This is a genomic window from Solirubrobacter ginsenosidimutans (assembly GCF_027587205.1).
This window is the reverse complement of sequence record NZ_JAPDOD010000001.1, coordinates 154,868-179,226: the sequence shown is the minus strand read 5'-3', so window position 1 is coordinate 179,226 and position 24,359 is coordinate 154,868. Positions and strand designations below refer to the sequence as shown.

At 69.2% G+C, this 24,359-nt stretch carries 24 protein-coding genes and 3 pseudogenes; 14 read left to right on the top strand and 13 right to left on the bottom strand.

Features of this window, described 5'->3' with window-relative positions:
* Positions 1-113: 113 nt before the first annotated feature.
* Positions 114-545, top strand: a complete 432-nt coding sequence (locus OM076_RS00860; protein ID WP_270037395.1) for a hypothetical protein — start codon at positions 114-116, stop codon at positions 543-545.
* Between the two features lie 230 nt (positions 546-775).
* On the opposite strand, the gene OM076_RS00855 is transcribed toward OM076_RS00860, so the two are convergent.
* Positions 776-1,000, bottom strand: a complete 225-nt coding sequence (locus tag OM076_RS00855; protein ID WP_270037394.1) for a DUF1059 domain-containing protein — start codon at positions 998-1,000, stop codon at positions 776-778.
* Between the two features lie 610 nt (positions 1,001-1,610).
* Between OM076_RS00855 and OM076_RS00850 the strand changes: the two genes are divergently transcribed.
* Positions 1,611-1,841 (top strand): hypothetical protein, encoded by a 231-nt coding sequence (locus OM076_RS00850; protein WP_270037393.1) that lies wholly within the window; start codon positions 1,611-1,613, stop codon positions 1,839-1,841.
* A gap of 4 nt (positions 1,842-1,845) precedes the next feature.
* Here OM076_RS00850 and OM076_RS00845 read toward each other — a convergent pair whose 3' ends face one another.
* Complete coding sequence (locus OM076_RS00845) at positions 1,846-2,415, bottom strand: hypothetical protein (RefSeq protein WP_270037392.1); 570 nt, start codon at positions 2,413-2,415, stop codon at positions 1,846-1,848.
* Positions 2,416-3,400: 985 nt separating this feature from the next.
* Between OM076_RS00845 and OM076_RS46695 the strand changes: the two are divergent.
* Positions 3,401-3,592: pseudogene (locus OM076_RS46695) on the top strand (abortive infection family protein); the annotation flags it as partial.
* Between the two features lie 234 nt (positions 3,593-3,826).
* Positions 3,827-4,117, top strand: a complete 291-nt coding sequence (locus OM076_RS00840) for a hypothetical protein (protein ID WP_270037391.1) — start codon at positions 3,827-3,829, stop codon at positions 4,115-4,117.
* Between the two features lie 174 nt (positions 4,118-4,291).
* Here OM076_RS00840 and OM076_RS00835 read toward each other — a convergent pair whose 3' ends face one another.
* Positions 4,292-7,627 (bottom strand): ABC transporter substrate-binding protein, encoded by a 3,336-nt coding sequence (locus OM076_RS00835; protein WP_270037390.1) that lies wholly within the window; start codon positions 7,625-7,627, stop codon positions 4,292-4,294.
* Positions 7,628-7,859: 232 nt separating this feature from the next.
* Between OM076_RS00835 and OM076_RS00830 the strand changes: the two genes are divergently transcribed.
* Positions 7,860-8,072: a hypothetical protein gene (locus OM076_RS00830; RefSeq protein ID WP_270037389.1), complete on the top strand. Its 213-nt coding sequence runs from the start codon at positions 7,860-7,862 to the stop codon at positions 8,070-8,072.
* Positions 8,073-8,099: 27 nt separating this feature from the next.
* Positions 8,100-8,795 (top strand): hypothetical protein, encoded by a 696-nt coding sequence (locus OM076_RS00825; protein ID WP_270037388.1) that lies wholly within the window; start codon positions 8,100-8,102, stop codon positions 8,793-8,795.
* Between the two features lie 287 nt (positions 8,796-9,082).
* Here the strand turns inward: OM076_RS00825 and OM076_RS00820 are convergent, their stop codons facing one another.
* The 4 genes and pseudogenes from OM076_RS00820 to OM076_RS46690 form a co-directional block, all read right to left on the bottom strand.
* The gene (locus tag OM076_RS00820; RefSeq protein ID WP_270037387.1) at positions 9,083-9,520 is read right to left on the bottom strand and encodes a GNAT family N-acetyltransferase; all 438 of its coding nucleotides are present in this window, start codon (positions 9,518-9,520) and stop codon (positions 9,083-9,085) included.
* 429 nt (positions 9,521-9,949) lie between these two features.
* Positions 9,950-10,516: a dihydrofolate reductase family protein gene (locus OM076_RS00815; RefSeq protein WP_270037386.1), complete on the bottom strand. Its 567-nt coding sequence runs from the start codon at positions 10,514-10,516 to the stop codon at positions 9,950-9,952.
* A gap of 338 nt (positions 10,517-10,854) precedes the next feature.
* A complete protein-coding gene (locus OM076_RS00810) occupies positions 10,855-11,577 on the bottom strand; it encodes a hypothetical protein (protein WP_270037385.1) in 723 nt (240 codons plus the stop codon).
* 211 nt (positions 11,578-11,788) lie between these two features.
* A pseudogene (locus tag OM076_RS46690) lies at positions 11,789-11,995 on the bottom strand (GFA family protein); the annotation flags it as partial.
* Positions 11,996-12,121: 126 nt separating this feature from the next.
* On the opposite strand from OM076_RS46690, the gene OM076_RS00805 reads away from it, so the two are divergent.
* From OM076_RS00805 to OM076_RS00795, 3 genes are all read left to right on the top strand, one after another.
* Entirely contained in the window at positions 12,122-13,291 is a 1,170-nt protein-coding gene (locus OM076_RS00805; protein ID WP_270037384.1) for a mandelate racemase/muconate lactonizing enzyme family protein, read from the top strand.
* 297 nt (positions 13,292-13,588) lie between these two features.
* Positions 13,589-14,509, top strand: a complete 921-nt coding sequence (locus OM076_RS00800; protein WP_270037383.1) for a methylenetetrahydrofolate reductase — start codon at positions 13,589-13,591, stop codon at positions 14,507-14,509.
* A gap of 242 nt (positions 14,510-14,751) precedes the next feature.
* Positions 14,752-15,129 (top strand): cupin domain-containing protein, encoded by a 378-nt coding sequence (locus OM076_RS00795; protein ID WP_270037382.1) that lies wholly within the window; start codon positions 14,752-14,754, stop codon positions 15,127-15,129.
* A 4-nt stretch (positions 15,130-15,133) separates the two neighbouring features.
* On the opposite strand, the gene OM076_RS45800 is transcribed toward OM076_RS00795, so the two are convergent.
* Complete coding sequence (locus tag OM076_RS45800; RefSeq protein ID WP_372517986.1) at positions 15,134-17,539, bottom strand: molybdopterin-containing oxidoreductase family protein; 2,406 nt, start codon at positions 17,537-17,539, stop codon at positions 15,134-15,136.
* A 44-nt stretch (positions 17,540-17,583) separates the two neighbouring features.
* Between OM076_RS45800 and OM076_RS00785 the strand changes: the two genes are divergently transcribed.
* From OM076_RS00785 to OM076_RS00775, 4 genes are all read left to right on the top strand, one after another.
* Entirely contained in the window at positions 17,584-17,769 is a 186-nt protein-coding gene (locus tag OM076_RS00785) for a hypothetical protein (RefSeq protein ID WP_270037378.1), read from the top strand.
* A 518-nt stretch (positions 17,770-18,287) separates the two neighbouring features.
* Positions 18,288-18,743 carry a tyrosine-type recombinase/integrase gene (locus OM076_RS46685; RefSeq protein WP_372517979.1) on the top strand — a complete coding sequence of 152 codons (456 nt, stop codon included), beginning with the start codon at positions 18,288-18,290 and terminating at the stop codon, positions 18,741-18,743.
* 195 nt (positions 18,744-18,938) lie between these two features.
* A complete protein-coding gene (locus OM076_RS00780; protein ID WP_270037377.1) occupies positions 18,939-19,526 on the top strand; it encodes a DUF5701 family protein in 588 nt (195 codons plus the stop codon).
* 269 nt (positions 19,527-19,795) lie between these two features.
* Positions 19,796-19,939 carry a hypothetical protein gene (locus OM076_RS00775; RefSeq protein WP_270037376.1) on the top strand — a complete coding sequence of 48 codons (144 nt, stop codon included), beginning with the start codon at positions 19,796-19,798 and terminating at the stop codon, positions 19,937-19,939.
* An 8-nt stretch (positions 19,940-19,947) separates the two neighbouring features.
* Here the strand turns inward: OM076_RS00775 and OM076_RS00770 are convergent, their stop codons facing one another.
* The 4 genes from OM076_RS00770 to OM076_RS00755 all read right to left on the bottom strand — a co-directional run bounded on the left by OM076_RS00770 (position 19,948) and on the right by OM076_RS00755 (position 23,418).
* The gene (locus tag OM076_RS00770; RefSeq protein WP_270037375.1) at positions 19,948-20,994 is read right to left on the bottom strand and encodes a D-alanyl-D-alanine carboxypeptidase family protein; all 1,047 of its coding nucleotides are present in this window, start codon (positions 20,992-20,994) and stop codon (positions 19,948-19,950) included.
* 678 nt (positions 20,995-21,672) lie between these two features.
* Positions 21,673-22,428 carry a class I SAM-dependent methyltransferase gene (locus OM076_RS00765; RefSeq protein ID WP_270037374.1) on the bottom strand — a complete coding sequence of 252 codons (756 nt, stop codon included), beginning with the start codon at positions 22,426-22,428 and terminating at the stop codon, positions 21,673-21,675.
* A 53-nt stretch (positions 22,429-22,481) separates the two neighbouring features.
* Positions 22,482-22,949: an SRPBCC family protein gene (locus tag OM076_RS00760; protein WP_270037373.1), complete on the bottom strand. Its 468-nt coding sequence runs from the start codon at positions 22,947-22,949 to the stop codon at positions 22,482-22,484.
* Positions 22,900-23,418: a GNAT family N-acetyltransferase gene (locus tag OM076_RS00755; protein ID WP_270037796.1), complete on the bottom strand. Its 519-nt coding sequence runs from the start codon at positions 23,416-23,418 to the stop codon at positions 22,900-22,902. Before OM076_RS00755 ends, OM076_RS00760 begins: the two co-directional genes overlap by 50 nt.
* Here OM076_RS00755 and OM076_RS46680 point away from each other — a divergent pair.
* Positions 23,406-23,531: pseudogene (locus OM076_RS46680) on the top strand (glycosyltransferase); the annotation flags it as partial. The gene OM076_RS00755 and the pseudogene OM076_RS46680 overlap by 13 nt on opposite strands.
* 61 nt (positions 23,532-23,592) lie before the next feature.
* Here the strand turns inward: OM076_RS46680 and OM076_RS00750 are convergent.
* On the bottom strand, positions 23,593-24,357 hold the full coding sequence (locus OM076_RS00750) for a class I SAM-dependent methyltransferase (RefSeq protein ID WP_270037371.1): 765 nt from the start codon (positions 24,355-24,357) through the stop codon (positions 23,593-23,595).
* Positions 24,358-24,359: the final 2 nt, after the last annotated feature.

The window sequence follows — 24,359 nt, the reverse complement described above, 5'->3', positions numbered from 1 at the left end:
GACGAAAGCGCCGCCGTGTCGGGATGACTTCATTTCTCGATGATCTAGGACCTCGGTGAACCCCCGTGCACAATGGTCGTCTCGTGTCGCTCCGCGGATCCACCATCGTTCGAATGCTCGCCGTCGTGGACGCCTATGGTCCGGTGGGCATTGGGTTCGAGGTCTCGACAGAGTTCACGATCGAGGTCTGCGGCCGATCCGGAACACTCTGGCAATACAGCTCCGGACCCGCCTGTAGTGCTCTTGATCCCGGTGTCGGGGACCTCGCGCGGTGGTTCGACTTCTGGGCGCGAGATCGCTTTGCCGATCTCCTCACCGACGTTCGACGCGACGGCTTCGACGGTCCCGATCCTCCGGCCGACTATGGCATTGCGTGGGACATCACCGACGCAGCGCGCGAAACCCAGCGGCGCTGCGACGCGACACCCGTCGACCAGCGACCGGCGATCCCCGAGCCGATCCGCATACCGGTGCCTGAGTCGGGCGTGTTGTGGAACGAACCGATGGTCTCGTGGAGGCGGAAACCAAGCCCTGGTACGGACTGACGCTTGAGCTCGGCGCGCCGAGGTGCTGCGTGACTGGGCCCGTCGTAGTGAGCTCGGATTAGGTGTATGGCGACGCGCGCCCACACCTAGTCGATACCCAGCGCGAGCCCCACGGGCGCGAGTGTGCCGCTTCTCGACGATCTGAGCGCTCTGCGGATCGTGCTGGCCTGTCGCGCTGCTCACAGATCGGTTGGCGCGCCGCGCTGCTGTGGCGGCGGCGCGCCTTCCATCTAGCCGGGCAGCGGTTCCTGCGCGCGCGGCTCGTTCGAATAGGCATCCGCCGGCTCGAGGAACTCGCGCATCTGTTCGCGTAGCTCCGGCGTGTCCTCGTGTCCGTGCACTGAGGCGGCGTGCTCGGCGGCGGCGCGAATGACTTCCTCCTCTTCACCGATGATGGTGAGCGAGCAGTTGGTGTCGCTCGGCCAGCGACGGCAGTCAGCCATCTTCCTCGCCATAGAACCTCCTTTGTCGAGTCGATTCTCTGCCCTTTGGCGCCGAGCGTCAATTCAGACTCGACGCCGGGACATCACTCGAAGGGCGCCTAAAGCCGAGAAGCCCGCAAGAGTGCCCCAATCGACGGATGCGGGATGCGAACGGACGACGTCAGCACACTTGAGATCGCCACCGATTCTGCCGATGCAACAGCGATGCGCACCGTCCGCGTGCTGATCTGGGGCTACGTGCTCCTTCTGGCGCCGCGGCGTGCGCCGTAGGAATGCTCGGCTCGATCGGCACGGCGCTCTGCGACTCCGGCGATTGCCCATCCGACACGGCGGCTGCGAACTACGCGCGCATGTTCTGGGCCGGCGCTGGGACCTTCGTGTTCGTGACCGTGTGGCTGATCGCCCGGGCACTGCGACGCCGTCGAAGGAACATCCGACGCTGACGCCCGATCGGCGCCGTCGAACGGTTGCGCGACCACGACGCCAATCTCAGCTGGGAGTTGCCGCAGGCGTTGTTCGACTTCGTCGGCAGTGCTGCTCCTCGACGATTGCGCGATCTTCGGCGACCCGGCGCCGCTCGACGCGGGCTCCGACCACGTCGTCCTGCGCGCCGTTGCGGAGCTTGACGCGACTCCACTGCGACTGCGCGGTACCACGCTCGTGCTGCACCTACCGCTTCGGGCCAAGCTCGCGCCGCCTACGCCCGGGACCGGCCGCGTTCGCTCTCCACGGCTCGTTCCACCGCCAGCGCGAGTTCGCGCTGCGCTGGAAGCTCGTCGCCGACGCGTCGCGGGCCAGGGGCTGGCGGCTCGAGGCCGTCTCACCGCACTGGCTCCGCTACGCGCTCGGCTGACGGCCTAGTGGTGGGTGAGCGAGAGCACCGCGAGCTTGTCGTTGGTGTTCAGGCCGCTGAAGAGCTGCGTGAAGTCGCGCCCGCTCGGCGCGCTGTAGTGGATTTCCATCTCGATGTCGTCGTCCTGCTTGACGCTCACCGTCTGTACGACGCTGCGCGACTGCCCGGGCTTCAGGTTCGTGATGCTGCCGCCGAGCGTCATGTCGTTCCACCCTTCGAGGGCACCTGGGTTCTTCACCCGGTGCCCCGTCTCGGGGATGAAGAGCGTCAGGTCCGTCTTATTGACGAACTTGATCTCCAGGTTCTTCGTCTGTGTCTGTCCGAACGCCATGTCGGTCCTTCCGTGGGTGGTGGGGGTTGTCGAGAACGAAGACCCCTCACGACGCGCCGAGGTTGGACACTTGCGCACGGACTGGCGAGATCGTTGTCGGTGGCTGAGGCTGCCGGCCCCGCGGCTGGCCACCATCAAAATCGCGATCGCGAGCAGCTCGTGCGCACCGAGGTTCTGGTCGAGCATGAGAAAGCCGGCCAGCGCGGCGACCGCCGGGTCGAGCGACATCAGCACGCCGAACACCGCCTCCGGGAGTCGGCGCAGCGCCGCGAGCTCGAGCCAGTAGGGGAGCCCGAGGAGGCGAGCGCGACGATGAGCGCCGAGGTCACTAGGTCGGGCTCGGCGGGCGCGTCCTGCCCGATGCAGGTCCGGGGGCGGCGAACGACGGCCTGCCGCGGTCAACCCTGGCCGCGAAGCCTTCGCTGGCGCCCGACCCGGGGTCGGCGACCCAACCGCTTGAGGACGTGCCGCTTCTCGACGATCTGGACGCGATGGCCGGCATCAATGGCGCTGCTGCGACGCGCGACGGTGGTCGACGGGGGGTCTGAACAACCCTAGGCTGACGGCGTGCAGCTTTCTCGCCGATCGCAGCAGAAGTTCGCCGATATGGCGACGTCTCTCGGCACCGTCCGGACCATCGAGGACGTCTACGAAGCCCACGGTTTTGTGCTTCCGCCGGGCTTCCGAGCGACCGAGGGGCGCGCCCGTCGCTCGGTCTGCGAAGCCGCAGAGGCAGGCCTCGACCTCTCGGATCCGGGAGTATCTGTCTACTGGTCGCCGTCGATGATTGGGGACGCCGGAGCGCGAGCAGCTGGTTCGGTCCGACCCCGGATCCGAACGACGACCCACTGCTTGATGATGCGCGCGCGCTGGTGCGAGCACTGCAACGCGACGGCGCTCCCGTCGATGACGACGGCAACCTGGTGCTCGGCGCGACCGCGCCAACGCTCGCCGTGGAGAAGTTTGACCGGCTGAGTGAGCCGCGCGTGTTGATGGAGCCCCTCGGCGCATCGAAGCAGGGATCGCTGCGGACCCGGCGGCAGCTATGGGCTCGGCCAAAGAACTGGTTAGAGAGCAGCTTCAAGTTCGTGCTCGACGACAACGGCGTCGAGTACCCGCGAGCAGCTGGGTTGACCGATCTCTACAAGCTAGTTGCCAGAGAGCTGCGGCTCAGCCGCGAAGCGGTGCCAGCTAGCGCGAAGGGCTCGGCCGCCGCACATCGCGTCTCCAGAATCTCGCCACGGCAGTTCAAGGCTTGGCGGAGCTGCGTAACGAACTTGGGCTCGGTCACGGTCGGACCGCGTGTTCGCCGGCACTTGCCCGTCACGCGCGCCTTGCCGCGAACTCAGCTCGCGCCATCGTCGAGTTCGTGCTCGAGACGTGGCACGAGCGTAAGCGCGACGGGTCCGGAGAGGCGTAAAGCCCACTCGCAGGCGGCGGTGTCGAGAGTGCTGCTTGTCGACGCCTCCAGCACTTTGCAGGGACTCCGTGTCAACGCGGCGGCGCCAATCGGCACGCGGATTGCTGCCCTCTCGATGACACGCAGCGGCACGGCCGCGGCTGCTCCGGACTGGGGTGTGCGCGATAGGTTCGTCGAGTGGACGGCAGGTCAGACACCCCACGCTCCTTGCGAGGGCAGCGCCCGAAAACGTGGTTGCTCTACGGCTGCTTTCCGCTAGGCGGGCTGCTTGTGTTCGCGGTCCTCGCATCCTGGAGCGCGGGCGCGTTCGATGACGTGCTTCTCGTCTTCACCGCGGCACCCTCGATCATGGCGGGAGCCGTGACGACGGCCGGCTTGGCGTTTCGTCACTGCCGGCGGTCCGGCGGCTCGCGAGACCGCGCGGCGTCGCTGGCAGTCGCGTCGATCGCCACGGCGTTCGGTATCGGCTTGGCCCTCTACGCAGCATTGCTCATCTACGCGTACCTCTACGTGTTTGCGGCCTAGCGCCTAACCCACGATCGGCGGCGCTTACGCAGTCGGCGTCGTCTCGATTGTGCTGCTCCTCGACGACCTAGAGACGGCCAGCGCCCATCGGCGCGCTGCTCCGTTCAGGCGGAAGGAGAAGCGCGCTGGTGCATCCATCCGGGCGGCTAGAGAGGGGGCCGACCGTGATGCGCGTTAGCGGATCCAGAGCTGCTCGAGGAGCGTCGTCCAGACGGGGTGATGCTGGTAGTTGCCGACGCGCTTTGAGACCAAGGTGATGGCGCGGCGATTGACGAGCGGGATGGCGGGCGCCGCGGCCTCAAGGTCGCGGTATACACCCCTCCAGAGCGCGTCGGCGCGCGGGCCGGGAGCGGCCAGCGCCGCCTCGATCCGCGACTCGAGGCGGCGGTCGCAGAATCGGGCCAGGTTTTCGTTGCCGGGCGACCGGGGGGCGATCGCTGCGCACCGGAACGGTGGCACGAAGTTCGATGGAGCTGAGGAGTCAGCGGCCCAGCCGTCGATGCCCATCTGCGGCGGCGTGCGCGAACGGGCCATCGCGTTGCGGTAGGTCTGGTAGTCACCGAAGACGCGCAGTGAGCTGTGGTAGCCGAGTTCGCGCAGGAGCGAGACGAAGTAGCGGGCTATGTCGCGCTTTTCGCGGTTGATCCAGACCGTGACCTTCGTGCCCTTGGTCTGAGACTGCTCGATCAGGTGCCGCGCTCGTTCGAGGTCGGGCGCGCTCCAGCCGCCGCCGGGGCTCGGGTGCAGCGTGTATGGACACGACGGTCGGTAGTTCGGGAAGCCGGGCGGCAGCAACTGGCAGGTGGGTTGGGCGAGGTCGGGCCCGCCGGCGAGCGTGGTGATCGCGTGCCGGTCGACGGCGTAGTTGAGCGCGCGCCGGACGCGCGGGTCGTCGAACGGGGGCGTGCGCACGTTGAGGAACATGTAGTCCAGTTCGGGCATGGCAGTGGTGTGGAGCTGTCCCGCGTTGCGGGTCGCGAGCGCCGGCAGGCTGGCGTGCACAGCACCGCCGAACGGCCCGACGACGGGCACGACGTCGGCTTCTCCGCGCTGGACGGCGGCGACTTCGGCGTCGCGGTGAGGGTTGACGCGGACGACGATCTCGTCGGCGAAGCCGTCGGGGCGCGCACCCGGCGACGACGCACCGAAATGCGGGTTGCGGACGAGCCGCGCGCCGCGCTTTCGGTCGTAGCTGACGATCCGGTAGGGCCCGGTTCCCGGAGGCTGCGCGCGGCCGAAGGGCTGCGCGGCCGGCGCGACGACCGCAAGCGAGTACGCAAGCCCGTGGAGGAACTCACCGTCGGGTCGCGTCAGGTGAATTGTGATGGTGCGCCGGCGCGCGTCGGCCACGATCCCGGCGGACAGGTCGCATCTCGCGGGCCGTCTCGCGCACCGTTGCCCGCCCACGATCCCCTGGTAGTACGACCCGAGCCCGGGATCGCGGCGGAAGAGGGCTTCGAGCGAGGCGCGGAAGTCCTCCGGGCGGACGGGCGAGCCGTCGGAGTAGCGCAGCTTCGGTCGCAGCTTGAAGACGTAGGTTCGCCCATCAGGGCTCGGGGGCGGGACGTCGGTGGCGAGAGCACCGACGAGCGGGCCGAACATCGCGCCGCCGGCGCGCCGGTAGGCAACGAGGCCGTCGTAGGCGAGCGAGAGCAGTGCGTCGGCTGTGAGGTCGCCGTAGCTGGCGGGCTCGAGGCGGTCGTAGTCGAGCGGGTTCGCCTCCACCCGCAGTGTTCCGCCGCGGTGGGTCGCCGGCGCCGCGAGCGCCGCCGTCCACACCTTGCCGTCGGCGACGGCGATCGCGATCGGACTGCTCTTCACCGCGATCGGCTCGGCTGTCCGCCGCGTCACGGGGTCGATCCGCGAGACGGTCCCATCGGTCGAGCTCGTAACCCACACCCCGCCGTCGCCGGCTGCGATCGCGCTCGGATCGCGTGGCACCTTGACGATGTCGGTGACCGCGTCGGTCGCAGCGTCGACGCGCGAGACGGTCGCGTCCTGGCGGTTCGCGGTCCACGCCGCCCCGCCTGCAACCGCCACGTCGACCGGGCCGTTGCCGACGGCGATCGTCTTCACCACGTCGCCCGAGCGCGGCTCGATCCGAAACACGGTCGCGCCCTCCTCGCTCGTGACCCACACGGCACCCTCGCCGACAGCGAGCGCCGTGGGGTTCGCGCCCAGATCGATCTCGCGCGTCACCGCTCCGCGCTCCAGGTCGATCCGGGTCACAGTGCGGTCTGCCTCGGAGGCCACCCACAGGGCCCCGAACCCGGCGACGATGCCACGCGGGGCGTTGCCCGCGGCGATCCTGCGCACGACCCGATTGACCGCGGGGCTGATCTGCCACACCGCGCCGCCTCGATCGGTGACCCACAGCGATCCGGCCGCGAACGCAAGATCCGACGGGCCCTCGCCGACGGGGATCGTCACGATCTGATCGCGCCCGGGCTCGATCCGCGACACGGTGCCGTCGCCCGCGTTGGCAACCCAGACCGACCCGCCGCCGACGGCGAGCGCGCTTGCTCCCCGCCCGACCGGATACTGCGCCGTGATCTGCCCCGATCCCGGGTCGATCACGCCGACCGCATTCTCGTCGATCGACGCGATCCGCTCGGGCCCGCTCCAGCGGCCGACGGCGAAGACCGCGAGCCCGCCGACCAACACGAGCGCCGCCACGGCAACGAGCACGCGCCGACCCGGCGTCCGTGCCACGACCGGCGGCGCGCGGCCCCCGGCCACCACCGGAGACGACACCGCGGCAGACGGCGCCACGGCGGCGGGCAGATCCAGCGCGGCGTCCTGGCGCAAGATCGCGTCATGCAGGCGCCGCAGCTCGCGATCGGGCTCGACGCCGATCTCGTCGACCAAAACCCGGCGGGCGTGCCGATAGGCCGCCAGCGCCTCGGCCTGGCGGCCGGAGCGATACAGCGCCAGCATCCGCTGCCCGTGCAGCGGCTCAGAGAGCGGATGCGCGGCCACCAGCGCCTCGAGCTCGCCGATCAGCTCGCGATGCCGGCCCGCGGCCAGCTCGCCATCGATCGCGAGCTCGGTCGCGCGCAACCGCAGCTCGTCCAACCGGCGGATCTCCGCACCGGCGAACGGCTCATCAGCGACGTCGGCCAGCGCCGGCCCGCGCCACAACGCGAGCGCCTCGCGCGCGAGCCCAGCGCCCGGGCCGTTGGCCTCGGCGGCCTCAGCGACGAGACACTCAAACCGGGCGGCATCGACGCGATCGGCCGCCAGGCGCAGCTCATAGCCGCGGCCGCGGGTGACGATCTCGGCCTCCGCGCCGAGCAGCTTGCGCAACTGCGACACGTAGAGCTGCACGAGCTTGGGCGCGCTCGGAGGCGCCCGCTCGCCCCACAACCCCTCGATCAGCCGATCGGTCGACACCGTGCGATTGAGCTCCAACGCGAGCATCGCCAGCACGGCACGCTGCTGCCTGGGCCCGAGCGCAGCGGGCCCGCTGTCGAGACTGGTCTCGATCGGTCCGAGAAGGCGGATGTCCATGCCGCAGGAACGGCGGAGGAGTGACAGAGCGAGCCTACTCCCGCGACGGCCACCGCGAATCGACCGGCCACTGACCCAGAATCGACCGGCGATCGACCGGGCCGCGGCAGCCTCCCGGGCGTCCCGCACACCTCAGCCGAGGTCCATCATGCCGCCCCGCCGTCTCAGGGGCGCCGTTGCCGGCGCCCTCGCCGCCACGGCCCTCGCCACACCAGCCGCCGGCGCGCGCCCCGTGCAAACCATCCCTACCTCCGCACCGCCCACTCCGCCCGCGGCTGGAGCGTCCCAAGCGCACGCACCCGCCCCGACCGTCATCCGCCGCAACGACAGAGGACTCGACTGGGGCTCGGCCGGCATCGGGGCCGCCGCCGCCGCCGCGATCGTCCTGCTCGCCGTCGGCGGCGCCTGGGCAGGCTCGCGCGCCGGCGTTCGCCCCACCCGCTGATCCGCTACCGATTCAAAGGAGGGTGCCATGAGGCATCTACGTCATACCGTTCTGACGGCCCTGGCGATCGCGCTGTGCGCAGCGCCCGCCACCGCCGCTCACCAACACAACGACCACGGACGCGCCGTGATCTCACCCGCGCGCGGCGGCGGACTCACCGGCGGCGAATTGCAGGCCGAGGCATGGGCACGGTCGCTCAGCGGCAGCAACGCCACCTTCCAGGGAACCTGCACGACGCTCGCGCCCGACGTGCTGCAAGGGCACGGAGGAGACGACGGAATCGCGAGGTGCACGGCCACGCCACGCTCGCGACTGTACGTCGGCTTCGGCTCCTTCTGCGACGACCTCGAGGATCCGTTCCCTGTGACCGAACGAGAGCAGCTCGCGTGCGCCAGGGCCGTCAGCCAGGAGTCCTTGAAGGAGCTCAACGTCACCGTCGACAACGGCGACCCCATCAACATCGTCAGGCCACGGTTTGAGCTCATCTCGCCACAACGAACGATCGCGTTGCCCGCCGACAACGACTTCCACGTGCCTGCGGGAACCCCCCTGACCTTCACCGCCCACGGATGGGGCGTCGTGGTCCACTCGCTGCGGCCCGGCCGCCACACCGTCACGCTCGAAGTAGTCCACCCTGACAATTCCCGCGAACTCTTCATCACGATCATCCTCAAGGTCGTTCGAGGCGGCCACTCCGACGACCGCGACCACGGCGACGACTAGAGAAGCTGGTTGCAATCCATTGCGCAGAAGGCCCGCGCCCCAGCGGCCTTCTGGCCGGGCGACGACGGAGCTTCGAACGACCGCCGCTCGACCTGGTACGGCCGCGTTCGCTGCCGTTTGAGGCACACGCGATAGCCAGGCCGGCGACGGACGGCGCTATCGCAATGGACGACGGGAGGAGCCAAGGACGCGCTCGAAGAGAAGTGCGCGCCCCATGCCCGCCATGAAGTGCGTACGACCGTGTCAGCAACCTAGTGTCGACGGAAGCGCGTCGGGCGCCCGGCCTTCTATCCCCCGCTGGCGCGCTTGCGCATGAGGAACTTGGAATGGCCGACGGGATAGTCCGGGAGATCGCCTACGACCTCGAATCCGTTTCGCGTATAGAAGTCAGGCGCTTGGAAGCTGTGCGTGTCGAGCGCCAGTTGGAGGCAGCCACGGGCGAGCGCGATGCGTTCCGCGCCCTGCAGCAGGCGGCTGCCGACGCGCCGGCCGCGCGTGTCTTCGCGGACCCAGAGGGCATCGATCCAGCACGTACTGCCCCAGGTCCAACCGTAAATCCCACCGATCAGGGCCCCGTCCTCGTCGGTCTCGGTGACCAACAGCTCCTCGAAATCATCGATGCCAGTCGTCTGGACGTTGAAGCGGTTGATCTCGTCGGCCAAGGCCCGGGCTACAGCCCGCTCCGCCGCCGTGAGTCGTGTCGTCCCTTTGTCGTCAGGCGCCATCGCGCAAAGTCTCGCTTCTCGACGCTTCGTGCATCCTCGCCGACGGCCTCACAGGCACGCAGAGCGCGCGCGAGTCTGGGTGGATGGCTAGCGCTTGCGATCGAGGATGAGCCCGGCTCCGACAAGCACGGCGGCGACGGCTATCGCGCCTGCCCACAGCCAATCGCCCACAGAGTGTGCACCGAGCAGGCACTGCACGGGCGCAGCGAGGATGACTACGAGAGCGGCTATGCGCAGCCATCGCGGCGGGTTGGAGAGCAGCTGCGACACGAGAAGGCGCTACCCGGGCGAGAGGCACCAGAGGCTTCGGCGGTCTGGAGGGCCAGAGCGAGTCGTCGACGTAGCAGCGAAGAGTGCTGCTTATCGACGAAGGCGTGTTGTTCGGCGTCCGTGCGCCGGCGGTCGTCGTGGTCTCTGGGGTCCGCGACGTCATGAAGGCCGCGGTGTGGCGGGTCGGTATCGGGCGTTGATCGCCAGTGTCGGGTCGCCTTCGTGGACTCGGTGAAGGCGGATCGGGTCGCTTCCTGGGTTGTCGTAGAGCCGGATGCCCTCGCCGAGCAGGATCGGCGCCACGTGCAGGTCGATCTCGTCGATCAGCCCGAGCTCGAGGAGCTGACGGCCGATCGTGGGCGAGAACACCTCGAGGTTCTTGCCGCCGGCCGCCTCCAGCCCGATCCGCACCGCCTCGGCCGGGCCACAGTTCAAGAACGTGACATCGTCGGCGGGCAGCGCGTCCTCGGGGTGATGGGTGAGCACGAAGATCGGCCCCTTCCATGCTCCGCCGTACGGCCGGTTCTCGTTCACGACGTTCCAGCCGTCGCGACCCCCGAGCACGGCGCCGGTCGTCTCGATGTACTCGTCATGCAGGCCTGGGCGAACCGAGACCCCGGACATCCAGTCCATCTCGTGATTAGGCCCTGCGACGAATCCGTCGAGGGACATCAAGAAGTGCCAGAGCACTTTGCCGCTCGCGGTCTGGGGCTCGGTGTCGCTCATCTCGCGCCTCGTGTCGGTGTTTGCATCGCACCTCAGACTGCGACTCGGCCGCGAATTCATCGACGCGGTGATTTGAAATTGAAGGGCGAGTCCGATGTTGTGCGCCGCCCGCCGGGGCCAGAGTGCTTCGTTTCGACGGTTGGGAGGCTCTGAGCCATGCCCGGTGTACCGGCTCACGCTGGCGGGCACCGTGTTGTTGCCGTCGTGCTTCGGCGCGTGCGTGCGATGCAAGCGGGGCGCCAACGCGGCGCGGCCGTCGCGCGCTGCCGAATGGATATCCGGGCTTCCGACGGTGCGCGTCCATGCGGGTCCACGCGTCGGCTTGCTCCCGGTTCTCGTTATGCCTTTTCGATCACGATGGTGACCGGGGTCGCGTAGTGCGAACTCCACGCGCTGTGGAACGTCAGCCCGGGTCCGTACATCTGGAACTGCGGCGGCTCGCTACCGCGATCGACGTCCATCGCGTCCTCGTCGGACGCGAACATCTCCATCGTCACGGCGTCATCGCCGTCGCGAGCAATCACGCCGGCCGCGTGGTACGGGTAGCGGAACGACGACTTGTTCTTTTTGGGTGTCGTGTCCACGATCACGAATGCCTGGCCGACCCCCGGAGCCGCACCGTCGTTGACAGGCGCCTTTCCCCCGAGCTTGTCGGCCTCCTTCTTGTACTTCTTGGCCGCTTTGATGTTCTCGTCCTCGCCGAGACCAAAGGCCTCGCCGGTCCCCGCAACCTTCGTGTAGTCGCCCTCCTGGGCGAGCGACTTGCCGTGGACAATCTCCTCAGCGGTGTGCAGGCAATCGGTGATGAAACCCATCGAGGGTGCGTATTCGATGTAGTCGGCCGACTTCGGATGGGACTGGCCGGTCGCTGCGCAGGAGCGAGGCGCCGTCGCGAGCTTGTGTGCATACATGGACCCAGTTGCCGGCTCCACCAGGTAGGCGCCATTCTGCGAGAGCCGGTACTTGCCGTTGCTGCGGGCTACGCCCGGCGCTGAGACGCGCGAGAAACGCATCAGATTGGCCGTCGCCGCATTGCCGGCGCTGCGCTGAAGTGCCCGCACTTGGTCGACGGTGAGTGTGCCCGGACGCGCTCCGGAGGGCTGCTCGGGCTCCGAAGCCCCGCGGGCTTGCCGCAACTCTGTCCGTGTGCGCTGGCGCACGACGCGACCCTACATCCTGCGGGATGTTGACGCAATGAACACGATCCCAGGGTTTCCCCGCGCTCGCTACCGAGAACAGGAGTGAGCCGCAGCGCGCGCAGCGGGTGTCGTTGGCGCCGGGCTGTCCGACCACGAGCAGTGCATCGGCGCCTGTCCTGAGCCGGAGTCGTTCGCGTGGGATTCCGGCGAAGGCCTTGAAGGCCGTGCCGGTCGAGGCGCGGCAGCGCGTGCAGTGACAGTTGTTCGCGTATTCGAACGCGTCGGCCACCGTGTAGGTCACGGCCCCGCACGCGCATCCGCCGATCAGGTCTGGGCTCATCTGTCGACGGTAGACCTCGAGCCCCCCGCGAGGACTCATCGGTCGCACGGATGCGAGCGGGCGGCCAGGGGGCCGGCCGCGGGTTAGTGTGCGCGACAGCGCGCGCATTAGGGAGAAGATGCAGGCATGCGTATCACCGGCTACCGCACACTGATGACGGTGCATCGTTGGGGCCGTCCCATCGGCGATATCAACGGGTCTGTCGTCTCCGGCGTGACCGTCGTGCCGATCGTCTTGGTGGAGACCGACGTGGGGCTCACCGGCGTCGGTCTAGGCTCGCGCGACGGTCTCGAGGCGGTGTTTCCTGCGATCGTCGGGGAGGACCCACGAGCCGTCACCGCCCTCTATGACCGCATGCTGGCGGCCGTGTTCAAAGCGGGGCATGCCGGCGCCGTCTTCGGCGCGATCGGTGCACTCGACATGGCAATCTGGGATCTCAAGGCGAAGGCCGCGGATCTGCCACTGTGGCGCATGCTCGGTGCCCGTGACCGAGTGGTCCCCGCGTACGCCTCAGGGCTTGATGGACCGCTTGAGGACGACGAGCTCCTTCAGCTCCACACGACCTTCGCCGATCGTGGGTTCCGGGCGGCCAAGCTCAAGGGCGGCCTCGATCTAGCGGGCGACCTTCGCCGCCTCCGGCTCGTCCACGAGGTGTACGAGGCCGCGAGTGCGTCGCCGAGGCTGATGCTCGATGCCAACGAGGGGTGGTCGCGCAAGGAGGCGATCGCCTACATTCAACGCCTTGAGGAGCAGGTCGACCTCGCGTGGATCGAGGAGCCCGTACGCCGCTGGGACGCGGACGGGCACGCCCAGATCAGCCGTGCGGTGCGCGCGGCGGTCGCGACCGGCGAGAACCTCACCGGCCTCGAGCAGTTCCGCCCCCTCGTCCAGGCCGGCGCCGTCGACGTCGTGCAGACGGGAAGCATGTGGGGCATCACCCACTTCCTCCGGGTGTCCGCGTTGGCACACGCGTTCGACCTCCTGGTCAGCCCGGTTGCGTACAACGGCAACCCGCTCGCACACGCCGCCGCCGCGGTCCCGAACCACATCGCCACGGAGGTCCAGGACCTCGCCGCGCCCGTGGGAATCACAGTGGACCAAGAGTTCGCGGACGGCTCGATCGTCCTCGGCGATCAGCCAGGCCTTGGCCTGACCGTGGACGAAACCGCCATCGCCGCAGTGGCGGAGAAGGCGGACTGGGGCAAAGCGAACGGCCCGCACGTCCGTCCTGACGCTGCCGGCAAGCGATTGCTCGTCCCCGAGCCGCACGACTTCGCCCCACCCTCAGCCCGTTAGCGCGGCGTAAGACCGACGAGTCGACCGCGGGCGGGCGCGCAGTCGCAAGGCAAAGGCCCCGCGCTCTCGGTCGTTCAGACCCTCTCGAAGACCGCGCGCGGGCACATGGGGACCGGAAGCGAAAGTGTTCCTCGTCGACGCTCTGGGCACTCTGACCGGCTCCGTAGCTTGGCGTGTAATAACAGCGCGGCGATACGCGGATTCCCGGCGGCTATCGGGGGTTGCGAAGACCGAGAGCGCGCTCGAGCTGCCGGCTCCCGCTCAGTGGCCCGTCCTACCCCAGATAGCCTTGCGAACGTGGATCTTCAGCGTCGCATCGTCTCCCGCCAGGGAGAGTTCCTGCTGTTCGCCCTGACCCCACCACGGTTGTCGACCAGTGTGGAGCAGGCCCAGGAGATCGCCGACGTCACCCTCGAGCGCCTGGAACCCCTCGGCGTGGACGGCTTGATCCTCTATGACATCGACGACGAGTCCGACCGCAACCCCGACGAACGACCGTTCCCGTTCTTGCCGACGATGGACCCGGCCGACTATCTGGATCGATACCTCCAGGCATGGCACACACCGGTCGTCGTCTATCGCGCGACGGCGAAGTACACCGAGCAAGACCTTCGCGACTGGATGAGGACCCAGGACACCGCCGGGCGGATGGCTGTCTTCGTCGGCGCTTCCTCGCGAGAGAAGCCCGTGGCGACGACGCTGCGCATGGCCCAGCAGTTGCGCACCGAAGTGAACCCGGATCTGCTCCTAGGCGGCGTGGCCATACCTGAACGGCACACTCGCAAAGGCGCCGAGCATCTTCGTCTGGTCGCCAAGCAAGAGGCCGGGTGCTCGTACTTCGTCACCCAGATCGTCTACGACGTCAACGCAGCCAAGAACCTGGTGTCCGACTACGCCTACGAGTGTCGCGACCGCGGTATCGATCCGGTCCCGATCGTGTTCACCCTGTCGGTGTGTGGCTCGATGAGGACCTTGGAGTTCCTCCGATGGCTCGGCATCGACGTGCCTCGCTGGATCGAGAACGACCTGCGCCACGCCAAGGACACTCTCGACGAGTCCGTCGAGCATGCCGCGGCAACCGCGCTCGAACTGATGTCCTTCTGCCGTCGCCTGGGCGTTCCGTTCGGGATCAGCATCGAATCCGTTTCGATCCGCAAGCTGGAGATCGAGGCCAGCGTGCGGCTGGCAGACCGGCTCGGCACCACGCTCGTGCGCTGACCTGATCCTCGTCCGGTCCGCGCAGATCGTGTGATCCTCACCCGTGCGGGCTGAGGCCGAGGCGGTTGCGCGTTCGGCGTCCGGGACGGCGCGGAGCGCGCCGGGATCGAGAGCGGCGACATACGGGCGGATCGGCCAACGCCACTGGCACGGGCAGCCATGGCAGGATCTGACGCGTGAAAGCCACCGTGCTAGGCCCGAGCGAGGGCGAACGACTTGCCGCCGGCGGAGGCTCATCGATCTTGATCAAGGCCGGGAGCGAGCAGACGGCCGGGTCGTTCTTCTTGTCGGAGACGACGATCGAGCCCGGGTTTCCCGGCCCGCCACCGCATCGCCACCGGACGTTGCATGACATGTTCTACGTGCTGTCGGGGACGCTGACGATGCAGGTCGAGGACGAGGTCCACGAGGTCGGACCGGGCGGGTTCGCGTGCGTTCCGCCCGGCGTCGTCCACACGTTCTCGAACCCCAGCCCCGAGCCCGTGCGCTTCCTCAACTTCAACACTCCGGCGGGCTTCGAGCGATACATGCGCGAACTGGCTGCCGCCGCGGCCGATCAGCCGCTCACTCGCGAGAAGATCGGCGAGATCGCCTCCCGCCACGACTTCGAGGTGGCGTGACGCATCAGCGGGCCGCCCGTGCAGTGGCGGCGTTCTGGGTGTCAATCCGCTCGACCTCGCAGAGCGATGCGCGAAGCGGGGCACTGCCGCTGACCGGGTCGCTGGGCTCCTGGCGCAGGATCAGGTTGAGATTGGCGCTGTCCGGACCGTACGGGGGATAGCCCGGAAGCCCGAGCTCGGCGCATCCCTGCCACCAGCCGTGCTGGCCGCACACGACTCCGGGGTCAAGGGTCGAGTTCAGGCGCGCGCGGGCGCGGACGGCGCCGTTGGGGGTCACGATCCGCACCCAGTCCCCGGCGGTGATCGCCCGTGCTGCGGCCGCGTCGGGGTGGAGCTCGAGCTGCGGGTCGGGTGTGGCACGGCGCAGCGTGGCGATCTGCCGGTGCTGGGACTCGGCGAACCGCACCGACTTGGCGCACGTCAGCACGAGCGGGTAGCGGACGGCGAGGTCCGGCCGCGACCGTGGGCTGATGGCGGGCTCGGTGAACGTCGGAAGCGCCGGGTGCCCGTGCTCGGCGAGCGTTTCGGACAGCAGCTCGACCTTGCCCGAGGGGGTGCGGAACCCGGCGGGGATGCCGTCCCTGATCCGTGCGTGCTTACGGTGGACGGTCTTGAGCGGCAGCGCGATCCCGGCCGGCTGCGCGCGGAGCTGCTCGAGCGTGATCCCGCTCGGCGCGAGCTGGTGTCGCCACGCAGCATCGATGTCGCCGTCCCAGAACTGGGCGCCGAGGCCGAGCCGCTTCGCCAACGCGAAGACGATCTCCAGGTCGGAGCGCGCCTCGCCGCGCGGCGGCTGGACCGGCCGTCGCAGCTGAACCAGTGACTGGGCCTGCTGGTTGACCTCGAAGCCGATTCGCAGCGCCTCGACCTCGAACGGGGTCGCGACCGGAAGGACGATGTCGGCGAGGTCGGCCGTGGGGCTCAGGAACGTGTCGGCGTGGACGGCGAAATCGAGCTGCGTGAGCGCGTCGCGGCCCCGTGCGCTGTCGCCCTGGGCCACGACGAGGTTGGCGCCGAAGTTCACGAGCGCTCGGGCGCGGCCGTCGAGTGCTGCCGCGTAGAAGTCCGAGCCGGTGGTGAACTCAAACCGCGCGGGTCCGAGTGGCCGCTCGTCGAGGCCGAACGCCTTCGCGCGCTGCTCGGGCGCGAGCAGATCGAGCCCGTCGACCGGGTTGGTCGGTACCGGGGTGAAGAGCACGTTGCCGCCTGGCGCGTCGAGGCAACCGAGCAGGGCGTAGAGCACGTTGATCGCGCGGATCGTCTGGGTCGTGCCGCTGTGCTGCTCGAGGCCGCTCCATGTGTAGAACGCGACCGGTCGGGACGTCCACAGGGTCTCCGCGACGCGGGCGATGTCCGCCGCCGGCACCCCGGTGATCTCGGCCGCCGCGTCCGGCGTGTACTCGCGGCAGTGGTCCGCGAGCTCGGCGAGGACCGGACGGCACTCCAGGCCGCCCACGGTGTAGCGGCCCTCCAGCGCGAGTCGCGCCTCGTCGACGCCGTAGCTGCGTGTCGTCGGGTCATAGCTCACCGGCCTCGCGGCGACGGCGTCCCACGCGACGTAGCGTCCCGGCTCGGCGCCGCCCGCTTCCTCCGAGCGCAGCAGCCGTCCCGTGTCGGCCCGCACCAGAAGCGGCGCGTTCGTCCAGCGACGGACGAACTCGACGTCGTAGAACCCGCGCTCGAGCAGAACGCCGACGATCGCGATGGCGAGCGCGCCGTCGCTCCCCGGGCGCACCCGCAACCAGTGGTCGGCGCTCGACGCGAGCCCCGCGCGGCGCGGGTCGATCGCCACGAGCTTCGCCCCTCGCCGGCGGGCGTCGACCGTCGCGGTCGCGTGCACGAGCCGGGCGACCGACGGGTTGTAGCCCCAGTACAGGATGCAGCCGGCCCGCTCGAGGTCGGGCATGAATGCCCCCGGCACCGGCGCGCCGAACGTGTACATCGAGGCGAGATACCGCCCCCATCCGCACAGCTCCATCGAGCAGGTGAAATTCGGACTGCCGAATGCGCGGCGCAATCGCACGATCCAGTCCACCGAGTCGCTGATCGCCGAGGTCGACGGCGACGCGGCGGCGAACACGACCGACTCCGGCCCCGATGTGGTCGCGATCGCGCTGAGCCGCGCGGCGACGGTGTCGATCGCGTCGTCCCAGCTGATGCGCTCCCACGCCGGGTCCTCCGCGCCCTTCGGCGCCGTACGACGCAACGGGTGCAGCACCCGATCGGCATGGCCCACGATCGCCGGCGCCGCCTTGCCCTTCACGCACAGCGCTCGCCCGGTTGGGTGCGCCGGGTCGGGCTCAAGCGCGGTGAAGCGCCCGTCGACGGTCACCGCGGTCGCGCCGCAACGAGACACACACAACGCGCAAAACGTCGGCGTCCGCGCTTGTCGCTCGCTGCCCTTCACGATCCTCTATGCAGACGCTACATCCGTTCCTCCGCAGGCTCAACACCATGCCGCGCCGAGCCACAGTGTCCGGAGCTCTGTTCTACGTCGCGGCCACGCTCGGGCCTTGGGCGTGGCGCAAGCTGGGCCAGAAGCCGGCCCCGGCGTCACCGCCGTGGACGTTCTACCTGACGATCCGGATCATCGTCGCGCTCAACGAAAGGCGCTCCTGGCGCAAGGAGTGTCGGCACTGAGGCGCACGTCGACCCTCGGCGCCGGCCTCGGGTGCCTCGATCACCCGTCATGTCTCAAGGCGGACTCCTGTCAACGCGAGGCGCAGCAACCCGTTCCACAGGCGCGTGCAGCGGCTTGACGGTCCAACGCCGCTGCGGCCTCGAGGCAAACGCAGCAGCCCTGGAGCCGCCGACAGAGTGCTGCTTGTCGACGAATCCGTCCCGCTGCGGCCGTCGGCCCGGACGGTCGCGAAGCCGACACGACGGTCGCCGATTGAGGCAGCTGCGTCGTCGTGATAGAGCCGTTCATCGGCCTCAAGATCACGAGGAGCTGTGGTGTCCGGTACACCGCCGCTGGATTCGTTCGGTCGCCGCCGCTCACCGGCCGCCATGCCCGGGTATCGCGCCGGACGCCGATCTTGCACCAAAGGTCGGCGCTACCCGCCTGACCCACCGCGCACGGAGGAGATCATCCAGGTGATGCGTTGCTGCGGCGATGGGCTACACGGCGACCGTGCCCGTGGCCTGATCGTAGTCCTGTGGCGCGCCGGCCTTCGCTCCAGGAGGCGCTCGATCTGACTGAGCTCGACCTCGACGCGCGCCGCGGGTCGGTGCTGGTGCGTCGCGGCAAAGGCGGTCGGCGTCGCGAGGTCGGGATGGACGACCGGGGCTTCGAGGAACTCGAGCCATGGCTGCGCGCGCGCCAGGCGATGCCGGTAGGTCCGCTGTTCTGCGTGATCGACGGCCGCACGCGCGGGCGGGCATGGCACTCGTCTGCCGCGCGCGAGGCGTGCGGCGCGGGCCGGCGTGCGTCGGCGCTTCACGCCGCACCAGCTCCGCCACGCCCACGCGCTCGATCTGTGCGCGAGGGCGTGCCACTGAACGTCATCCAACGCCAACTCGGACACCGCAACCTGGGCGTGACCTCGATCTACCTCCGAGGCATCGACCCGACGAGATCATCGACACCGTCCACGCCCGCCGCCCGCCGATGATCCCCGCCAGGATGGAGCTCACGCTGCCGCGAGCCCGCTGATCGGTATGACGCCAGGCGACGCGCTGCCAACCCCGCGACGCTCGTCCACAATCTCGCCACTTTCGGCCGTCGCCGCGACGCGCAGCTCCTTCCAGGCGAAGCGAGAAGCGGCGGGTCACGGAAGCGTCAGATCGGCGACGATAGGTTGTCTCGCATGGTTGAGATGGTGACGCTGTCGTTCGATGACCAGGTCGGCGCGCTGGTGGCGCGGGGCATCAGCATCGACGAAGCATCGTTCAGAGCGACCGTTGAGGTCGCACGTCCACAGAGGCGACTGGAGCGCTCGGTGCTCGTGCTCTCCCGCAACGTCGTTCCCGTCGCTGCGGCTGCCGCGCGTGTTGAGCGGCACGGTCGACCCCTCGTTCTCGGTCACCTCGAGCTGGACGAGCTCGAGACGTTCGTGCCTATTGATGCCGTCCAGCTGCCGGTGGCCGACGCGTACGTCGCGACTGGCATCGACCTCGGCGCCGAGTCGCGGAATGTTTGTCCTGAGGATGCGTTGCGCGACATCCTGGACGCCGGCCGCTCGCCGTTGACCCTCGACGAAGGCATCGCGCTCGTCCTCCAGCAGCCCGACGTCATCGCCAAGAATTGGGGCTTCTCGATGGCGGGCTCGCGACGTGGTGACCAACGCGTACCGGCGTTCTGGATCAGCGACGGCAAGCCGAAGCTGGGCTGGTGCTGGGACCGAAATCCCCACACCTGGCTCGGAACCGCTTCGTGTGAGCAACGCGCTGCCTGATCCGCATCACCGCTGCTTTGCGCGCGAGGAGCGAAAGTGCTTCCTGTCGACGCTTCCGACGCTTCGGCATCTGCCCAGGGGCTGATCCGGTCGCCGCTGCAACGCAGGGGATGGCAGCACCGTCTTATCGCCATCTACTTATGGGCTGTCTGACCCGGGCGCCTTGACCTCTTCAGAGTCCCGAACATGGACTCACCGCCGCCTTCCGAACGGCAATCGAGGTCGACGTTCTGCGTGGATGAGGAGCAGCTCGACACAGCACTGGTTCATTGGGCGGCACGGCGAACCTGTCCGTCAGCGTGCTCGTCGGCCAGGTCCGCTCGACCGCCACTGGCGTGCTGACCGGCATCGGCCTCTCGCATGAGGAGGCGACCGATGCCGTTGGCCGCGTCGCGCAGGACGAGCCCGCGTAACGACCGCGCTATCGCAGCGCCCAGTCCAGCAGCGCGCGGCTGTCGGTGTAGCGGTCGCCAGGCACCGTGGAATCGTCGTCGGAGCCCAACACGACCGCGATGACGTCCTTGGTGGACGTGGCGGCGGCGGAGACGAGGTTCTGGCGCGCCATGTTCGTCGTCCCGGTCTTCACACCGTAGGCGCCGGGGTATGCCGCGGTCCCGCCGGGCAGCAGCTCATTGCTGCTGTAGACGGTCCGGTCGAGCACCCCACCGCTCGCGCTGCGCCACGTCGTCGTGCGCCAGGAGGGGCGCGCAACGATCCGCGCGAACAGCGGCTCGTCGAGCGCGACCCGCGCGAGCGCGGCCAGGTCACGCGCGGTCGTGTAGTGGCCGCACGGCGGGTTGTTGAAGTCGTTGCCGGAGCACACCTCCTGCGTCGGCCAGTAGCCGTCGGGCGGCCAGAGCCCGTCGTCGTTCTCGCGGCCGAGGTCCTCGGGATCGCGCCCGGCGATGTCGATGTAGCGGGTGTTGGTCAGACCGAGCTCGCCCGCGCGGTCGTTCATCCACTGCACGAACTGCGCCCGGCCCATCCAGCTCGGGTCACCCCACGGCTGGCTGCCGACGTATGTGCCGACCGCCGACGCCGCGTCGCCGTCGGAATCGATCAGCGTGATGTTGAGCAGATCCTGCAGCGAGATCGTGTCGCCGGGCGCCAGACCGATCGACTTGCCGCCCTCGATGCTGACGTCGCTCTGGATCGTCACGGTGTCCGATAGCGACACCGTTCCCGCGCGAATCTTCTCGGCGGTCAGCAGCCCGGTCATGATCTTCGTCGTGCTGGCCGGCGCCCAGCGCCTGTCTGGCTTGTTCGAGCCGAGCACCGTACCCGTGGCGCGGTCGACGACGATGGCCGCCGCCGCCGTCGTCTGCGGGAACGCCGGCGCGATCTGGATGTGGGGGTCGAGGCCGGCCACCGAGTCATCAAGGACGGCGCCGCCGGTGTTCCCGCCGGGATCGCCGCCGCGTGTCGGCTCGGCGCTGGCGGCCGCGGCCACGACGGCGAGCGAAGCCACCGTCGCACCGGCACCGATCCAAACCCGCGCACGGGCGGCGAGCCCGCGAACTTTCGCCTCAGGAGGCGATCGCCGAGAGATGATCGTGGAGTCTTGGAATTCGTCGCGTGGTCTGCGATACACGAGAGCCGTCCTTCTGCAGTCGGTGTGAAGGTCTCGTGCGGGATGACCCCGCGCGTCGCATCGAGGTTGGCCACTTGCGTCGAAGCTTGCAAACACGACCGGCCGTCTTGCCACCTCCGCATCAACACGCACGTACGACGAAATCGACAACTCGACTGCCGGCGCGATGACAAGCGAGGTCCCGGCCTGCTCGAATCATGCTGCTCGCTATGTGTGCCGCGCTTGCGCGCGACCGCGAGGCAGGCGGGTGTGCCGCCGAGCTTGTAGGCGGCCTGCTGTAGGAAATCCGCCAGTGGCGGCCCGCCGGTTTCGACGCCGCGTTCACTGCGCAATGCAAACGAATAGCAGCGGGCGCTGGCCGCCGCAGAACTGTGCCCAGTTCGACGATCCGCCATATCGGCGGCTGGTAGGTCGCACTCTCGGTCGGCGCGCCGGGCTACCGGGTGATGCCAGCGTCGCGAACGCGACGTGGTTCTCCACGGACCGGTGGCCCTACGCCGTTTCCGCTTCGTGTCGCCGCTGCGCATTGCGTCCGGCGAAGGCGGTGAGGAACGATCAGGAGCGGTCAGATCGGGGCACCGACCGCACCGAAACCGCACCGCACGGGTCGTCATCGCTGCGGCCGCGGATGGCGACGGTTCGGGTGCCGCGGGACCCGGCAGCGAGGAATGCGGTCCCGAAGAACAACTCGGTCCATGTGAGATCGGCCAGTTCCTTCTGCATGGCTGTGCGAATCGCCTCCCACGGACGGCGCATGATCCACTCATCTATGGAGGCGAAAGGCCGCACGGTTGCGGTTCCGAGTTTCGCCAGCCAGCGAGGCGTGTTGTTGGGAACCTTGAGATCCAGCGCGACCCACCGTCCGCCTCTGGAGAGGGCTGCGGCACCGTGGGAGATGACGTCTGCGCACTCGGGCACCTGTGTCAGCGCGTACGTGGACAGGATCGCGTCGACCTCAGTTGGGAAGTCGAAGTCACCCGCGTCGGCCTGCACGAGGCGGATGTTGCTCCAGGCGTTCGTCGCTATCCGATCCTGGGCACGGGCGAGCATCGCGTCGGTGAGATCGACCCCGACGATCCGGCCGTCGGGACCGATCGCCTCCTCGATCAGCGGGAAGTTCAGACCCGTGCCACATGCGATGTCGATCACGCTGTCACCCGGTCGAAGGCCGAGTGCGTGTACGGCCCGTCGGCGTTGTGCCCGTTGGGGGTAGCCAGGCGCGGGGTAGAGCCGGGAGGTGATGTCGTAGTGCTTGGCCTTCTTGCGGTATGTCTCGATCAGATGCTCTCGCCTACGGTCGATCTCGCTCACGGTGTGCTCCTCGATCTCGGTAGCGTCGCGGTAGAACCGCGCGCGCACACCATCTAGGAATCCGGGCCGCCCGGCGTCGCGGACTCCACCGCGGCTTTGATCGCCGCCATCTCGCGATCGCTTACACGCTGAATCCTGCCTTGGAGAATCCGGCCGGGAATCACGCGCATGATGCCCCCGAGGTCGACCTCGATCCACATCTTGGCCTCGGTCTGCCCAGCGGGCGTCGGCTCGAGCTCCATTCCCCAGCGCGCCGCGGAAGTGCCCATCGGGCCCGCGAACGCCAAGTAGCGGGGCGCCTCGACAACGGTCACGTCCTGGGCCCGGTCGTGAGTCCACCAGAGTGGCCCCTTCGCCCGCTGCTCCAGCCGCGAACCGGGCTGAAGCGCAGCGCCTCCGCGAACGCGACATTCGAGAACCGTCGGCGCCCACTCCGGCCAGCGTCCGACGTCACAGAGGTACGCCCACACCTCAAGGGCACTGCTGGCGATTGTTACACGGCTCTCCGTTCTGAGCGCCATCGTGCGTCGCCGCGACGCTACCAGGTGCGCTTGTACCTGGTGCACCGCCCACCCGCGGCGGCGGCGCGTCGTGCGGGTTGTGCAGTTGGAGCTGGTACCAGCCGACGTCGTGCCAGCGGCCGTGCTTCCAGCCGATGCCGGCAAACCCCCCGACACGCTCGAAGCCGAGCGACCCGTGCCGGCCGACGCTCGCATCGTTGGGCAGCGTGATGCCCGCGACCGCCAGGCTGGTAGCCGCGGTCGAGCAGCGCGACGTACAGCGCGCGACCGACGCCTTTGCGGTGGCGTGACGGTCGATGTGGACCGTGACTTCGGTCGTCCAGCGATAGGGCCGCGCGAGTGCGGTGGACGCCGCCGTGCGCGTCGCCGGCGATCGCGCCTTCGTGGTCCTCGTCGACGAGCCACGCGTGGGTCGCGGCGGTGGCGCGGATGCGCCGGGCTCGATGGCCGCGTGCGCTTCCAGGCCCACGGACTGGAGCCGATCTGGACCGCAGCTACGCCGGCGCGGATGTGCTGGTGCTGGCCTCGCGGGCCGAGACGTATGGCATGGCAGTCACCGAGGCGCTGGCGCGCGGCCTGCCTTCCGCCCACGAGCGGCGGCAGACGCTATGGGAACGCCGCGCGGTAACGAGACCGTCGGCCACTAGACCCGCTCCGCCACCAGCGCGAGTTTGCGGACCCGGCCCTCGCGCAGCCACTCGATCCACAGGCGGTGGGCGGCGAGCAGCTCGTCCAGTGCGCGTTGGCCGATCTCGGCGGCGATGCGCGTGGCATCCGCGGTGAAGGCCGCCGTCAGCGCCTCCGCCGTCGCGAGGTGGGCGGCGCTGTGGTCCGCCTGCCATGCGAGGCCGAGCCCTGCCCGCTCCAGCAGCGTGCAGATCTCGTCGAGCCGGGCGGGCCGGACGGTGTCGGCGGCGGGCATCGCCGCCCGCGCGCCCGGCGTGAGCGGCGCCCCCTCTTCGAGCGTGAACGCGAAGCGCCCGCCCGGCCGCAGCGCCGCGGCGATGGCGCGCAGCAGGGCGTCCTTGTCCGCGAAGGCGAGCATCGTCTCGAGCAGGAGCACGACATCGAAGGAACCGGCCGGGAGGGGCGGGATCTGGCCGATCGCGAAGCGGCACGGCCGGTCGCCGGCGCGCTGACGGGCGATCGCGACGGCGCTCGCGCTGGCGTCCACGCCCAGGTAGTCGCAGCCCAACTCCCGCGTGATCAAGCGCCCGGGTCCGCCGACGCCGCAGCAGAGGTCGAGCACCGCGACCCCGGGGCCGATGCCGGCCCGCTCGGCCAGGGCCCGGATCTCGCCGGCGGTCATGAAGCTCTCTTGTCCGACGAACTCGCCGGCCGCGTACGCCGACACCCGCGCGCCGTGCAGCGCCCGGTCGTACCGCGTGCGGTCGTGCTGCGTCGGCATGG

Excerpts from the sequence above, each read along its gene's own strand:
- OM076_RS00860 (WP_270037395.1), top strand. The coding sequence starts at position 114 with ATGCTCGCCGTCGTGGACGCCTATGGTCCGGTGGGCATTGGGTTCGAG.
- OM076_RS00855 (WP_270037394.1), bottom strand. The coding sequence starts at position 1,000 with ATGGCGAGGAAGATGGCTGACTGCCGTCGCTGGCCGAGCGACACCAAC.
- OM076_RS00835 (WP_270037390.1), bottom strand. The coding sequence starts at position 7,627 with ATGGACATCCGCCTTCTCGGACCGATCGAGACCAGTCTCGACAGCGGG.
- OM076_RS00825 (WP_270037388.1), top strand. The coding sequence starts at position 8,100 with ATGAGGCATCTACGTCATACCGTTCTGACGGCCCTGGCGATCGCGCTG.
- OM076_RS00820 (WP_270037387.1), bottom strand. The coding sequence starts at position 9,520 with ATGGCGCCTGACGACAAAGGGACGACACGACTCACGGCGGCGGAGCGG.
- OM076_RS00815 (WP_270037386.1), bottom strand. The coding sequence starts at position 10,516 with ATGAGCGACACCGAGCCCCAGACCGCGAGCGGCAAAGTGCTCTGGCAC.
- OM076_RS00805 (WP_270037384.1), top strand. The coding sequence starts at position 12,122 with ATGCGTATCACCGGCTACCGCACACTGATGACGGTGCATCGTTGGGGC.
- OM076_RS00785 (WP_270037378.1), top strand. The coding sequence starts at position 17,584 with ATGCCGCGCCGAGCCACAGTGTCCGGAGCTCTGTTCTACGTCGCGGCC.
- OM076_RS00780 (WP_270037377.1), top strand. The coding sequence starts at position 18,939 with ATGGTTGAGATGGTGACGCTGTCGTTCGATGACCAGGTCGGCGCGCTG.
- OM076_RS00760 (WP_270037373.1), bottom strand. The coding sequence starts at position 22,949 with ATGGCGCTCAGAACGGAGAGCCGTGTAACAATCGCCAGCAGTGCCCTT.
- OM076_RS00750 (WP_270037371.1), bottom strand. The coding sequence starts at position 24,357 with ATGCCGACGCAGCACGACCGCACGCGGTACGACCGGGCGCTGCACGGC.